General features: G+C 40.1%; 12 protein-coding genes, 4 tRNA genes and 1 pseudogene. 15 read left to right on the top strand and 2 right to left on the bottom strand.

Going from position 1 to position 13,066, the window contains the following annotated elements; all coding sequences use genetic code 11:
- The 10 genes and pseudogenes from J6U00_RS08145 to clpX all read left to right on the top strand — a co-directional run.
- Positions 1–203, top strand: a 203-nt coding sequence (locus J6U00_RS08145; protein WP_296580867.1) for a hypothetical protein, incomplete at its 5' end; no start/stop codon positions are given.
- A 12-nt stretch (positions 204–215) separates the two neighbouring features.
- Positions 216–559 (top strand): annotated as a pseudogene (gene rplS / locus J6U00_RS08140) (50S ribosomal protein L19).
- Between the two features lie 118 nt (positions 560–677).
- Positions 678–1,439 carry a signal peptidase I gene (gene lepB, locus J6U00_RS08135; RefSeq protein WP_296580865.1) on the top strand — a complete coding sequence of 254 codons (762 nt, stop codon included), beginning with the start codon at positions 678–680 and terminating at the stop codon, positions 1,437–1,439.
- A 38-nt stretch (positions 1,440–1,477) separates the two neighbouring features.
- Positions 1,478–2,371, top strand: coding sequence for a ribosome biogenesis GTPase YlqF (ylqF, locus tag J6U00_RS08130; protein ID WP_296580863.1), 894 nt, complete (start codon positions 1,478–1,480; stop codon positions 2,369–2,371).
- Entirely contained in the window at positions 2,359–2,976 is a 618-nt protein-coding gene (gene rnhB, locus J6U00_RS08125; protein ID WP_296580862.1) for a ribonuclease HII, read from the top strand. Before ylqF ends, rnhB begins: the two co-directional genes overlap by 13 nt.
- Before the next feature lie 185 nt (positions 2,977–3,161).
- Positions 3,162–4,655, top strand: coding sequence for a threonine synthase (thrC, locus tag J6U00_RS08120; protein ID WP_296580861.1), 1,494 nt, complete (start codon positions 3,162–3,164; stop codon positions 4,653–4,655).
- A 3-nt stretch (positions 4,656–4,658) separates the two neighbouring features.
- Complete coding sequence (locus J6U00_RS08115) at positions 4,659–5,351, top strand: metallophosphoesterase (RefSeq protein WP_296580859.1); 693 nt, start codon at positions 4,659–4,661, stop codon at positions 5,349–5,351.
- Between the two features lie 101 nt (positions 5,352–5,452).
- Complete coding sequence (gene tig / locus J6U00_RS08110; protein WP_296580858.1) at positions 5,453–6,760, top strand: trigger factor; 1,308 nt, start codon at positions 5,453–5,455, stop codon at positions 6,758–6,760.
- 88 nt (positions 6,761–6,848) lie between these two features.
- A complete protein-coding gene (gene clpP, locus J6U00_RS08105; protein WP_294750369.1) occupies positions 6,849–7,439 on the top strand; it encodes an ATP-dependent Clp endopeptidase proteolytic subunit ClpP in 591 nt (196 codons plus the stop codon).
- Between the two features lie 9 nt (positions 7,440–7,448).
- Complete coding sequence (clpX, locus tag J6U00_RS08100; RefSeq protein ID WP_296580857.1) at positions 7,449–8,735, top strand: ATP-dependent Clp protease ATP-binding subunit ClpX; 1,287 nt, start codon at positions 7,449–7,451, stop codon at positions 8,733–8,735.
- A 60-nt stretch (positions 8,736–8,795) separates the two neighbouring features.
- Here clpX and J6U00_RS08095 read toward each other — a convergent pair whose 3' ends face one another.
- Entirely contained in the window at positions 8,796–8,936 is a 141-nt protein-coding gene (locus tag J6U00_RS08095) for a hypothetical protein (protein WP_296580856.1), read from the bottom strand.
- Between the two features lie 171 nt (positions 8,937–9,107).
- Here J6U00_RS08095 and J6U00_RS08090 point away from each other — a divergent pair, with 171 nt between their 5' ends.
- Complete coding sequence (locus J6U00_RS08090; RefSeq protein ID WP_296580855.1) at positions 9,108–11,447, top strand: ATP-dependent Clp protease ATP-binding subunit; 2,340 nt, start codon at positions 9,108–9,110, stop codon at positions 11,445–11,447.
- 34 nt (positions 11,448–11,481) lie between these two features.
- Here J6U00_RS08090 and J6U00_RS08085 read toward each other — a convergent pair whose 3' ends face one another.
- Positions 11,482–12,396 (bottom strand): radical SAM protein, encoded by a 915-nt coding sequence (locus J6U00_RS08085; RefSeq protein ID WP_296580854.1) that lies wholly within the window; start codon positions 12,394–12,396, stop codon positions 11,482–11,484.
- 297 nt (positions 12,397–12,693) lie between these two features.
- Between J6U00_RS08085 and J6U00_RS08080 the strand changes: the two genes are divergently transcribed.
- The 4 genes from J6U00_RS08080 (at position 12,694) to J6U00_RS08065 (ending at position 13,012) form a co-directional block, all read left to right on the top strand.
- Positions 12,694–12,769: transfer RNA gene (locus J6U00_RS08080), tRNA-Val, on the top strand.
- Positions 12,770–12,776: 7 nt separating this feature from the next.
- Positions 12,777–12,853 (top strand) — tRNA-Asp (locus tag J6U00_RS08075).
- A 4-nt stretch (positions 12,854–12,857) separates the two neighbouring features.
- Positions 12,858–12,933, top strand: a tRNA-Gly gene (locus tag J6U00_RS08070).
- A 5-nt stretch (positions 12,934–12,938) separates the two neighbouring features.
- Positions 12,939–13,012 (top strand) — tRNA-Cys (locus J6U00_RS08065).
- Positions 13,013–13,066: the final 54 nt, after the last annotated feature.

The raw sequence follows: 13,066 nt of genomic DNA, 5'->3' as shown, positions 1-13,066 counted from the left end.
GCTTTGGACTTGTTATCTGCGTGCCTGATGATTTCGGTGTCAGGGATATAAAAGGTATCTATGATGCCGGTATGAAGTGTAACGTCGAGATAGTCGATACTATACCTGAGACTATGGCTTATGCACTTTATGTTTATTATTTCTGTATCTGCCGAATGCTGAACGGTTCATACGGAACAGGTAAGAATGTTCGGAAATTTTAGGAGGAAAATAAAATGGATGCACTTAAGTTAATCAGCGAATCAAGCATGAAGGAAAATGTTCCGCAGTTCAATGTAGGTGATACCGTAAAGGTTCACGTACAGATCAAGGAAGGCGACAAGAGCCGTATTCAGATCTTTGAGGGAACTGTAATCGCAAAGAAGCACGGTGGAATCAACGAGACATTTACTGTAAGACGTGTTGCTCACGGCTGCGGTATTGAAAGAGTATTTCCGCTTCACTCACCTGTCGTTGACAAGTAGAGGTTGTAAGATGCGGTAAGGTTCGCAGAGCTAAGCTCTACTACCTCAGAGACAGAGTTGGTAAGGCTGCTAAGGTTAAGGAACAGATCCGCTAACAGGTTGCAGACTGAGTTCAGCCGATTTACTTCGGCTGACTCATCTTCTTTCCTTGAGGGACTTAAAGTCCCTTTTTTGCTACATTTACATAATTAATAAGTCTGGAGGCAGCATATTATGGCTGAAGAAACAAAGAACAATATAGAAGATGAAGAAATAGAAGAAGTTGCTGAGAATGCTGTAGAAGCTGCTGTAGAAGAGGCAGAAGAATCAGAGAGCAAGATCGCTGAAACTGACGAAGAGGACGACGAAGAAGAGTCTAATGCTGAGAAAAAGGAAAGCAAGGTTGTAGATGATATACTTGAAATAGTCGAATCCACTCTCCTTACAGTTTTTGTTATAATAATGATATTTACATATCTGCTCCACCCTGTAACCGTTATGGGACCGTCCATGGAAAATACACTTTTGGGTAAGGACAGGATCTTTATGTCCACAGTTTACAGCGGTCCGCATTACGGTGATATAATCATAATCAACAATGATTATGCATATCTCCTTGATGGTGAAGGAAAGGTATACCAGAAGGATATTAACGGTTCGCGCCTTAAAGAATGTATTATCAAGAGAGTTATCGCAGAGCCTGGTCAGACTATCAATATAGATGCAGAAAATCAGGAAGTAACTGTTGACGGAAAGGTGCTAAATGAACCGTATATCAAGGATGTCATGAATTTCAATCCTTGTGCTTTTGATTTTCCGTTAACTGTACCAGAAGGATATTATTTTGTTATGGGTGACAACAGAACAGTTTCGGCAGACAGCAGAAATGGTGAAGTAGGTCTTATTAAAAAAGACGAGATATATGGTAAGGCATTGTTAAGATATTACCATTCTGATAAGCTTAACTTTAAGCTTTTGATGTTCAATAATAAATAATTACTTAACGTCTTATCACAGCGAAAAGGGAGGCATATATGGATAGTATTGATATGAAGCAGATCCAGTGGTTCCCTGGACACATGGCAAAAACCAGAAGACTTATCGCTTCGAATCTGTCTTTAGTAGATGCGGTCGTAGAGATTGTAGATGCACGTACTCCGTTGAGTAGTCAAAATCCAGAAATGGATAAAATGACTAAAAACAAGCCGAGAGCAGTGCTCCTTAATAAATGTGATCTTGCTGATGAAAAGACGACTCAGTTCTGGATCAACTATTTCCGTTCATGTGGAAAAGAGGCTATTGCTATAGACTGTAGATCTGGCAAAGGGATAAAGTCTATCATTCCGGCAATAAAGAACACTGTTCTTAAAGAACTTATGGAAAAAAGAAAAAAGAGCGGAATGTCGACATCTTCGGTTAGGTTAATGATAGTAGGCATACCAAATGTCGGCAAATCTTCTCTTATAAATAAGTTAGCAGGCTCTAAGCGTGCCAAGGTCGAGGATCGTCCTGGTGTAACTCGTACAAAGCAATGGGTGAAGCTCGATAATAATACGGAACTGCTTGATATGCCCGGAGTATTGTGGCCGAAATTTGAGGATCAAGATGCAGCTGTAAGGCTTGCTTTTACAGGTGCGATAAGTGATGATATTCTCGATATTGAAACTCTTGCAATGAAGTTGCTTGTATACCTTGCCAGTGAATATCCGGTTTCATTGAAGGAACGGTACAAAATAGAATTTACCTCCGAGGATACCGGACTTGAGTTGCTTGAAAAAGTTGGAAAAAAACGCGGAATGATGATCTCCGGCGGTGAAATAAACACAGAACGGGCTGCAATAACCGTTCTTGATGAATTCAGAAGCGGAAAGTTAGGCAGAATAACCCTTGAGTCTCCGCCTCAGAAGGAGCAGTTATGCCAAGAATAATCCTTCATAAGGAACTTTTTAATTACGATTCGGCTTTGAGAAAAGAGTTCCCTATAATATGCGGAGTAGATGAAGCCGGCAGAGGTCCTCTTGCAGGAGATGTGTATACAGCTGCTGTCATACTTAATGAAGGTGTTCTTATAGATTATCTTAATGACAGCAAGAAGATACCAGAAAAGCGTCGCGAATTGCTTTACGATGAGATAATTGGAAAATCCGTTGCATATTGCATAGCTTCTGCAAGTGTTCAGGAGATAGATGAACTGAATATCCTCAATGCTACTATGCTTGCAATGAAAAGAGCTGTTGAAGGACTTGGAATAAAGCCTGATCTTGCTCTTATAGACGGAAACAGGCTGCCGGAGCTAGAATGCGAACGCAGATACGTTATACACGGTGATGCAGTTTCTGCTTCCATTGCTGCTGCTTCGATACTTGCAAAGGTAACCCGTGACCGTTATATGTGCCGACTCGATGAGGAGTATCCCCAGTATTGCTTCATCAAGCATAAGGGATATGGCACAAAACTACATTATGAAAAAATTGCGGAATTTGGCATATCTGACGTACACAGGAAGACATTCCTGAAAAAACTATACGAATAAACCTGAAATTGGCTGGCTTTGTGAGGAGAACGTATACGTGTACCTCAAAGAGCGGGCTGCAGAATAATTGAAAGTAATTACCGCATAAAGGGCGGTATGATAGATATAATTGCTGATAACGGTGATTATATTACAAATGCCTATAATACAACAGGCTACAATCTCATATTTTAAAGGGTGATAATATGTTCTATAACAGCACAAGAAACAGCGATGTCAAGGTAAGCAGTGCTGAAGCCATAACACAGGGTATCTCAGCTGAAGGCGGACTTTTTGTTCCAGAGAGCATTCCTCAGCTTACCATGGAAGAGATAAAGTCTATCGGCGATATGAAGTATGCTGACAGAGCTGCTTATGTGTTTGCAAAGTACCTTACTGATTTTACAGAAGCAGAGATACATTACTGTACGGACAATGCTTACAGTACAAATAATTTTGAGACAGAGAGCATTGCCGAGATAGCGCATCTTTTTGACGGTACATATATGCTTGAGTTATGGCACGGTCCGACCTGCGCTTTCAAGGATATGGCCCTTCAGATACTTCCTTATTTCCTTACGACTTCGGCAAAAAAGATAAAGCTTAACAAGAAGATAGTTATTCTTGTTGCAACCTCTGGTGATACTGGAAAGGCGGCACTTGAAGGCTTCAAGGACGTCGAAGGTACATCTATCCTTGTTTTCTATCCTGAGGACGGAGTAAGTCCTATGCAGAAGCGTCAGATGAAGACTCAGGAAGGCTCAAACGTTGGTGTATGTGCGATAAAAGGAAATTTTGACGATTGCCAGAACGGTGTTAAGGCTATTTTTACCGATGATGATGTAAAAGTTGCTCTTGACAGCAAGGGAATGATATTCTCAAGCGCAAATTCTATCAACTGGGGACGTCTAGTTCCGCAGGTAGTTTACTATGTTTCTGCTTATGCAGAGCTGGTAAAGGACGGCGAGATAGCTCTAGGTGATAAGATAAACATAGTTGTTCCAACTGGAAATTTCGGAAATATCCTTGCTGCTTACTATGCAAAGCATATGGGAATACCTGTTAATAAGCTTATATGTGCCTCAAATATTAACAATGTGCTCACTGATTTTATAAATACAGGTGTTTACGACAGAAACAGGAAGTTCTATTCAACTGTTTCTCCATCAATGGATATTCTCATCTCCAGTAACCTTGAAAGACTTCTTTATTTGATGACAGGTAGAAACGACTCGCTTATTCGTGAGTGGTTCGGAAAGCTTTCAAAAGAAGGTAGATATGAGGTTAGTTCTGAAGTCAAGGCGAAGCTGAAGGAAGAATTTGCTGCTGGCTTCTGTGACGACGGTCAGACAAAAGCAACAATTCATTCTATTTATGAGAAGTATTCATATACCTGCGACACACATACAGCTGTTGCTGTAAAGGTTTATAAAGACTATAAGGAGACTACTGGTGACACAACAAAGACAGTCATCGCTTCGACAGCAAGCCCGTATAAGTTCAGTGCAGCTGTGCTTGAGGCTCTTGAAGGCAAAAAATCCGATATTGATGAATATGATAAGGTGGATAAGATAGCTGAGCTTTCGGATATACCTGTTCCGGCAGCTCTTGCAGACCTTAAATACAAGCCTGAGCGTTTTACTGATGTAATAGACAAAGCAGAGCAGAAGGCTTACGTGCTCAGAACACTGGGCATTTGATTGATGAGCTTGTTCGTAATGGCTGATCTGCACCTGTGTAAGGGTAATCCTGAGAAAACTATGAGTGTTTTCAACGGATGGAGCGATTATCAAGAGCGGATCGAGAAGAACTGGCTTGAATTAATTAAAGATGAGGATACTATAGTCATTCCTGGGGATATTTCATGGGGAATGTCCCTTGAAGAGGCTGCTCCTGATTTCAGATTTATAGAAAATCTGCCTGGACAGAAGATCATTATAAAAGGAAACCATGATTACTGGTGGACGACCATGAAGAAAATGGAGGGCTTTCTGTCAGCTGAGGGCTGTTCTTCCATAAGAATATTGCATAATAATCACTATAAATACGGGAATTATGGTATCTGTGGCACGAGAGGCTGGGTAAATATGCCTGGTGAAACCCAGGATGAGAAGATACTAAAAAGAGAAGTACAAAGGCTTGAAATGTCAGTAAAATCAGCTGTAGACGCAGGACTGATACCAATTGTTTTCCTGCATTATCCGCCGATATTTGCAACAAATTTTAATTATGACATTCTCGAGATACTTTACCGATATAAAATAAAGGACTGCTATTACGGACATATTCACGGTAGGTCAGCGCATGAATTGTGTGTAAAAAACACTTATGACGATGTTAACTTTCATTTGATATCAGGTGATTATTTACAATTTGTGCCTGAGAAAATTTTTTGAATTGTGCATTATGCAGAAGTAAAAAAAATCAGTAGAAAAATTCTTGGAAATGTGGTATAATATTCCAAGTATGTTATATAAATATTGGAGGACGTATTAAAATGAGTTTAAAATCATCAAACAAAACAGATGTGAATACTACAGAGTTAGTAATTTCTATTGATCCTGAGACCTTTGAAACTGCTGTTGAAAAGGAATATCAGCGTCAGAAGAAAAATATCCAGATCAGAGGTTTCAGAAAGGGTAAGGTTTCAAGAAAGCTTGCTGAGAGAGAGTTCGGTGAGGGCGCATTCTACGAAGGTGCTATCAATTCTCTTCTTGGTCCCGAGATCGATGCTGCTGTAAAGGAAACGGGTCTTGTGCTCGTTGACAGACCTAACGTTGAGGTAACGTCTATCGACAAGGCTGAGGGCGTTGAGCTCAAGGCTGTATGCGTTACAAAGCCTGAGATCGAGATATCTGATTACAAGGGAATCAAGGCTCCCAAGGAAGTTAAGGAAATTACTGACGAGGATATAGACAAGCAGATAGATATCATCAGGAAGAAGAATGCTCGTATCGTTTCGGTTGATGACAGAGCTGCTCAGCTTGATGATGAAGTAATCATTGATTTTGAAGGTTTCTTCGGCGATGAAGCTTTTGAAGGCGGAAAGGGAGAAGATCATCCGCTTCGTCTTGGCAGCGGACAGTTTATTCCTGGTTTTGAGGACCAGATAGTTGGTCACAATATAGGTGACGAGTTCGATGTAAATGTTACATTCCCTGAGAACTATCAGATGGCTGATTATGCTGGCAAAGAAGCAACTTTCAAGTGCAAGCTCAAGGGCATAAGCTACGAAGAGCTTCCTGAGATCAACGATGATCTTGTAAAGGATGCAACAGAGTTTGAAACAGTTGCAGAATACAAAGATGATATAAAGTCAAAGCTTGAGGAGGCTGCAGTACAGCAGGCTGACTCAGAATTTGACAACGCAGTTATGAACGCTCTCATTGAAAAGGTTGATTCTCCTATTCCTAACTGTATGTATGAGCAGAGAATAGATGCTCTTATGAGATCTTTTGAGCAGCAGCTCCAGCAGCAGGGTATGGACATCAAGCTTTACTTCCAGTACACAGGAATGGATATGGATTCATTCAGAGAGACATACAGAGAAAGAGCTACTAATGAGGTTAAGCTTAGACTTGCTCTTGAAAAGATCGCTGAGCTCGAGAAGATCGAGGTAAGCGAGGAAGATATTAACAACGGTCTCGGTGAGATCGCAGCAGCCAATAATATGGATGTTGAAACTGTTAAGCGTTTTATACCTCTTGATGATTACACAACAGATCTTAAAGTACAGAAGGCTATAGATTTTGTAAAAGAAAATGCCGTTGTAGACAATACAGCTGCCAAGGACAAGGCTGAATAAGACTTAATCCGACAAACAATCATAGAATATATAGTTGTCCCGCAGCCTATTGTGGGACAACTGTTTTTAAAAGAAAGGGCGATTAAATATGAGCGTACTTGTACCTTACGTCGTTGAACAGACAAGCAGAGGAGAAAGATCCTATGATATCTATTCACGTCTGCTGAATGACAGAATCATAATGCTTTCAGATCAGGTAAATGATGCGACAGCAAGTGTTGTTGTAGCTCAGCTACTTTATCTTGAAAGTCAGGATTCAGAGAAGGATATATCATTGTATATAAATAGTCCCGGCGGTTCTGTTACAGCTGGTATGGCTATATACGATACAATGAATTACATCAAGTGTGATGTTTCTACGATATGCATTGGTATGGCTGCTTCAATGGGAGCTTTCTTGCTTTCCTCAGGTGCTAAGGGAAAGCGTATTGCTCTTCCGAACAGTGAGATAATGATACATCAGCCTCTTATAGGTGGCGGTCTTGGCGGTCAGCAGACTGATATCATGATACACGCGAAGAATCTAGAAAGAACAAGAGATCGCCTTGAAGAGATAATCGCAGCAAATACTGGCAAAAGCGTTGAAGAAATCCATTCAGCTTGTGAAAGAGATAATTACATGACAGCCCAGGAGGCTCTTGAGTTTGGACTTATTGATAAAGTAATTACGAAAAGGTAGGGGGATTAAATGGCTGAAACGTTCAAATCGTGCAGCTTTTGCGGAAAAGGGGAAAACCGGGTACGTAGTATGTTTTCTGCTGGTTCGTCCAATATTTGTGATGAGTGTGTAACGTACTGCTATGAAATGTTGTATGGACCCGGAGTAGCTAAGGCGCACAGAAAAGCATCAAAAAGTGAAAACGATAACGATGTATCTACCATTAAGCTCATGAAGCCTAAGGAGATAAAAGAATTCCTTGATGAATACGTTATCGGTCAGGATGAAGCGAAGATATCGCTTTCTGTTGCAGTATACAATCATTATAAAAGAATAATGAGCCAGGAGAACGAAAAGGACTTCCCGTCAAATGATGGCGTAGAGCTACAAAAGAGCAATGTTCTCCTTCTAGGTCCCACTGGTGTTGGCAAGACTTTTTTGGCTCAGACGCTTGCGAAGTTGCTTAACGTACCGTTTGCGATCGCAGACGCGACAACGATAACTGAAGCGGGTTATGTAGGAGACGACGTTGAAAATGTACTTCTGCGTCTTATCCAGGCTGCTGATTTTGATATCAAGGCTGCTGAGCGTGGAATCATATATATTGACGAGATAGATAAGATCGCAAGGAAATCCGAGAATACCTCGCTTACTCGTGATGTAAGCGGTGAAGGTGTTCAGCAAGCTCTTCTCAAAATAATTGAGGGAACTGTTTCAAATGTTCCTCCTCAGGGCGGTAGAAAGCACCCTAATCAGGAGGTCATACAGATAAACACAAAGAATATACTGTTTATATGTGGTGGTGCGTTTGACGGACTTGAAAGACAGATTCAGAAACGTATCGGCAAGTCTCCTATAGGCTTTGGCGGTGAGTTGAAGTCAAACAATGAAGATCTAAACAATCTATTTAAACAGGTTGTTCCAAAAGATCTTGTTAAATTCGGAATGGTTCCTGAATTTGTTGGTAGACTTCCTGTAATCTCTGTACTTGACGAGCTTGACGAGGCTTCACTGGTAAGGATACTTACAGAGCCAAAGAACGCTCTTATCAAACAGTACAAAAAGCTTTTCAGCTATGATGATATTGAGCTTGAGATAGACGATGCTGCTCTTATCGAAATAGCGAAAAAAGCTATCGTTCAGAAGACAGGTGCCCGTGGACTTAGATCTATACTTGAGTCAATACTTATGAAAACAATGTTTACTGTTCCATCGGACGGCAGCATAGCAAAGGTTACTGTTACTGCTGACTGCGTTATTAATAATGTGGAGCCTCTTCTGACAAACAGAAGGAATAAGCTCCTCAAAGCTGAATAATAATCAACCTCCTATGGTTTATCATAGGAGGTTTTTTGTGCTTATCAGATTATATGAGAATCAGCAGCCGCATCCGCAGTTGTTGTTTCCACAGTCACAGCTGTTGCCGCCACATCCGCAACCTGAGAAAAGAATTACAACAAGAAGGATAAGAATTATAACGAACCAACCATTGTTTCCACCAAAGCATGAATTACACATATTAAAGCAACTCCTTAGAATAATGTATATGAACCGCTTTCCGCGTTTCATAGTATATAATATGCCGGCTAAAAAAAAGTGTTACAGATATGGACAGTCTTGTTATATCGACATATATCTCAGTAAAAAAATGGCATAATATATGTAAGGAAAACAAAAGGAGTGTGCCAAATGATAAACAGTGAAAAATTTACACGACGTTCATTAAGCATTATTGATAAAGCGATAGAATATGCTTCTGAGCTTGGACATACTTATGTCGGGAGCGAACATATACTGCTTTCGATAATCGGGGAAGGAAATTCCCAGGCAGCTGATATTCTTATAAAATGTGGTACAACATACGAAATTATCAAAAATGAGATAATACGAATGGTGGGAGAGGGAACTCCGTCAATATTGAATCAACGTTTTTTTACTGCGGCTATAAAGAGAATACTTGAACTCTCCTTCATGATAGCTTCAGAAAATGGCAGTGTTAAGGCAGCTCCTGAACATATACTTGCTTCAATAATAAAAGAGCCTTCATGTAGTGCTTTTATGGTGTTGAAAAAAGCTGAATGCAATATTGCTTATATTATAAATGAGCTTTGTGGAATAATAGACGAAGGTGAAGCAATAAGACAGCGTGAATCAATAAAGCTAAAGCAGAGCCAGCTGCCAAATCTTTACAGGTTCGGAAAAAACATGACGGATCCAGATTTAATAAAAAGGACGGATCCGCTTATCGGCAGGGAAGCGGAAATAAGCCGATTATTACAGATACTTTCAAGAAGGAAGAAAAATAATCCGTGTCTTGTAGGTGAAGCAGGAGTTGGTAAAACAGCGGTGGTTGAAGGTATAGCCGCTCTATTTATGCGTAATCTTGTTCCAGACGACCTGAAAAACAAATTTATCTTTTCTCTTGATTTTACAGCTATCCTTTCGGGAGCAAAGTATCGTGGCGATTTTGAAGAGAGGGTAAAAGCGTGTATTGACGAAGTACTAAAAGCCGAGAATATAATCCTGTTTATTGATGAGATACACATGATAGTCAGTGCAGGTGCGGCAGAGGGAGCAATTGATGCAGCAAATATAATGAAACCTTTGCTCGCAAGGGATAAGCTTCAGATTATAGGAGCGACCACATATAGTGAATATTCAAAGACAATCGAGAAGGATGCAGCGCTTGAGCGGCGTTTTCAGCCTGTGCATATCGGTGAGCCCGATACAGACAGCTGTATTGACATATTAAAAGGACTACGGAGAAATTATGAGGAATATCACGGTACAGTAATAAGTGATGAGATAATAAATATGTCAGTTACTTTATCGCAGAGGTATATAAATGACAGATTTTTGCCGGATAAAGCAATAGATATTCTTGATGAAGCCTGTGCATGCGCAAAATTGAGAAGCAGCGTACCTGTAATAGAGCGTGATACAGAGCTTATAAAGCTTGAAAACCATAGTATAAATGAATTCAAAAAGCATTTTGAAGACAATAGAGGTACAACAGTAACAGAGGAAGACCTTTTCAGCGTTATATCATTAAAAACAGGTATACCTGTACCAAGAATAAGTACAAAGGAAACTGAACTCCTTACTGGACTAAAAAAAAGCCTTTTAGCTCGTGTAGTAGGGCATGATGAGGCAATAGAGCAAGTAACGGAAGCTATATACCGCTCAAAATGCGGACTTCGTGACAAAAATAGACCTATAGCATCATTCCTGTTTACAGGCCCGACCGGTACTGGAAAGACAGAGCTTGCAAAGGCTCTTGCATACTTTGTTTTTGACGGCAGAAAAAGCTTTATCCGGATAGATATGTCTGAATATATGGAAAAACATTCCGTATCAAAGCTCATTGGCGCTCCGCCGGGGTATGCGGGTTATGACAGCGGTGAAAAGAATTTGTGCGAGAGGGTTCGTAGAAATCCTTATTCACTTATTCTTCTTGATGAGATAGAAAAAGCTCATCCGAGCGTTCTAAATATTCTTTTACAAGTGCTTGATGATGGTGTAATGACAGATTCTATGATGAGAAGTGTCAGCTTTAGGAACTGTTTTATAATTATGACTTCAAATGTCGGCGCTAAGGAGCTTACTACAGAACATTCAGTTGGCTTTTCTGAAACAAGCGTAGATAATACTGATAAAAGAGTAAAGGAAGCCTTGGAAGAGTTTTTCTCACCCGAAATAATCAACAGGATAGATGACATCATAATGTTCAGACCGTTAAGTAAGCAAGATATGATGAAAATTGGACTTATGGAGCTTGAAAAGCTTAGACAAAGAGCCGGCTCAATTGGTATCAAACTTGAATTTACTCAGAACATTGTTGAAGCTATTGCGAATGCAGGATACATGTCCAAATACGGCGCAAGACCGATTCGCAGAAAAGCGGAGCAGCTTATTGAAAATGCGATTTCTAAAATGATAGTGAAAGGAAGAATTAAAAGCGGCGACAGTGTAAAGATTGATATTAAAGGTGAAATGGTTTGCATAACTAAAAAGATAGCAATAAACTAATTTATGCAATAAAAAAGCTCCTTGAAGGAGCTTTTTATATTCCTGTTAGGTCAAAATCAGGAACATATTCTTCTGAAGCTGAGCTTTTTTGTTGTGTAAAACCTTTTATACCAAGTTCAGCCGCATAATTCACAACACTGTTGTATTCCATTTTAGTAACGTGTCGTTTAAGTTCTTTGTGATCGTCAGAAATAAAATCAAAAGGAGTATACTGATTCATTATGCTTACAAGTACATCGTTAGATGAAGTATTATTTGCTATCCATTTCATGATATTCATGGAGTCATGTCTTTGAGAGGGGAGAACGAGGTGACGAATAATAGTACCTTTTATAAGTCCTCCTTCGCAGTTATATTGCAAACTTCCTATTTGTTTAATCATTGTCAGAACTGCAGCGGAAGCGATTTCAAAATAATCAGGAGCGTTTGAGTACTTTTGTGATATCTCTGATGAAAAATACTTTATATCAGGCAGATATATATCGATATATCCGTTAAGTAGTTCGATAGTTTCACATGTTTCATATCCGCCGCAGTTGTAAACAACCGGGATATTAAGTTTATGCTTTACTATATCAAGAGCGTTAATAATATACGGTACAAAATGAGTTGGAGTAACAAGGTCGATATTGTCGGCTCCTTTATCCTGTATAGAGAGAAATATATCAGCAAGCTCCTTTTCACTTATTTCCTTTCCGAAAAATTTGTTGCTTATCTTATTATTCTGGCAGAAGCAACAGTGAAGGTTACAGCCGGAGAAGAAAATTGTACCTGCACCGTTTTTATATGATATACAAGGTTCTTCCCATTTATGAAGACTGGCTCTTGCTACAGTGATTTTATTGCCAGCACCACAGAAGCCCCTCTCGGTTGTTCTGTCTGCACCGCATTTCCTGGGACAAAGCATACATTTATTCATCATTGTGTTCATCATATTCTTAGCATTCATCTTCCATATAATCTCTGTAATTTAATATCCGGACAAGAGTAAGTACATTCTAGAATATCATTTGCCGGAAAAGAGTGAAAAAACAGTACATTATGCTTTTCGTTTTTTTCACCTTTTACAAGAATAATTCTACCATTGCTCAAGGTAAAAGTCAATATGATTCTCATACAACAGATGTAGTTATTACTAAAGAAATTTTTTTTGAATTTTTTTCAAAAAAGCCTTGACAAGAATCGTTTGACGTGGTATAATATTAAAGTCGTCGGAACTGATTAACCGATGAACAGAAGATAGTGTGGGGGTTTAGCTCAGCTGGGAGAGCATCTGCCTTACAAGCAGAGGGTCACAGGTTCGAGCCCTGTAGTCCCCACCAATTCTTTGGCCTCGTAGTTCAGTTGGTTAGAACGCCTGCCTGTCACGCAGGAGGTCGACAGTTCGAATCTGTTCGGGGTCGCCATTATGCGGATTTAGCTCATCTGGTAGAGCGCCACCTTGCCAAGGTGGAGGTAGCGAGTTCGAGCCTCGTAATCCGCTCCAAAGACGGCGCTATAGCCAAGTGGTAAGGCGTGGGTCTGCAACACCCTGATCCCCAGTTCAAATCTGGGTGGCGCCTCCAAAGGACATCTGTTATAACAGATGTCCTTTGGAGGCGCCACCCAGATTTGAACTG

Source organism: Ruminococcus sp. (assembly GCF_017650195.1).
Classification (GTDB): Bacteria; Bacillota; Clostridia; order Oscillospirales; family Ruminococcaceae; genus Ruminococcus.
The sequence above is the reverse complement of the archived record's forward strand: the minus strand, read 5'-3'. Positions and strand labels throughout refer to the sequence as shown.

What these genes read in the sequence shown, in the direction of transcription:
- lepB (WP_296580865.1), top strand. Translation starts at nt 678, where the DNA reads ATGGCTGAAGAAACAAAGAACAATATAGAAGATGAAGAAATAGAAGAA.
- ylqF (WP_296580863.1), top strand. Translation starts at nt 1,478, where the DNA reads ATGGATAGTATTGATATGAAGCAGATCCAGTGGTTCCCTGGACACATG.
- rnhB (WP_296580862.1), top strand. Translation starts at nt 2,359, where the DNA reads ATGCCAAGAATAATCCTTCATAAGGAACTTTTTAATTACGATTCGGCT.
- thrC (WP_296580861.1), top strand. Translation starts at nt 3,162, where the DNA reads ATGTTCTATAACAGCACAAGAAACAGCGATGTCAAGGTAAGCAGTGCT.
- J6U00_RS08115 (WP_296580859.1), top strand. Translation starts at nt 4,659, where the DNA reads ATGAGCTTGTTCGTAATGGCTGATCTGCACCTGTGTAAGGGTAATCCT.
- tig (WP_296580858.1), top strand. Translation starts at nt 5,453, where the DNA reads ATGAGTTTAAAATCATCAAACAAAACAGATGTGAATACTACAGAGTTA.
- clpP (WP_294750369.1), top strand. Translation starts at nt 6,849, where the DNA reads ATGAGCGTACTTGTACCTTACGTCGTTGAACAGACAAGCAGAGGAGAA.
- clpX (WP_296580857.1), top strand. Translation starts at nt 7,449, where the DNA reads ATGGCTGAAACGTTCAAATCGTGCAGCTTTTGCGGAAAAGGGGAAAAC.
- J6U00_RS08095 (WP_296580856.1), bottom strand. Translation starts at nt 8,936, where the DNA reads ATGTGTAATTCATGCTTTGGTGGAAACAATGGTTGGTTCGTTATAATT.
- J6U00_RS08090 (WP_296580855.1), top strand. Translation starts at nt 9,108, where the DNA reads ATGATAAACAGTGAAAAATTTACACGACGTTCATTAAGCATTATTGAT.
- J6U00_RS08085 (WP_296580854.1), bottom strand. Translation starts at nt 12,396, where the DNA reads ATGAATGCTAAGAATATGATGAACACAATGATGAATAAATGTATGCTT.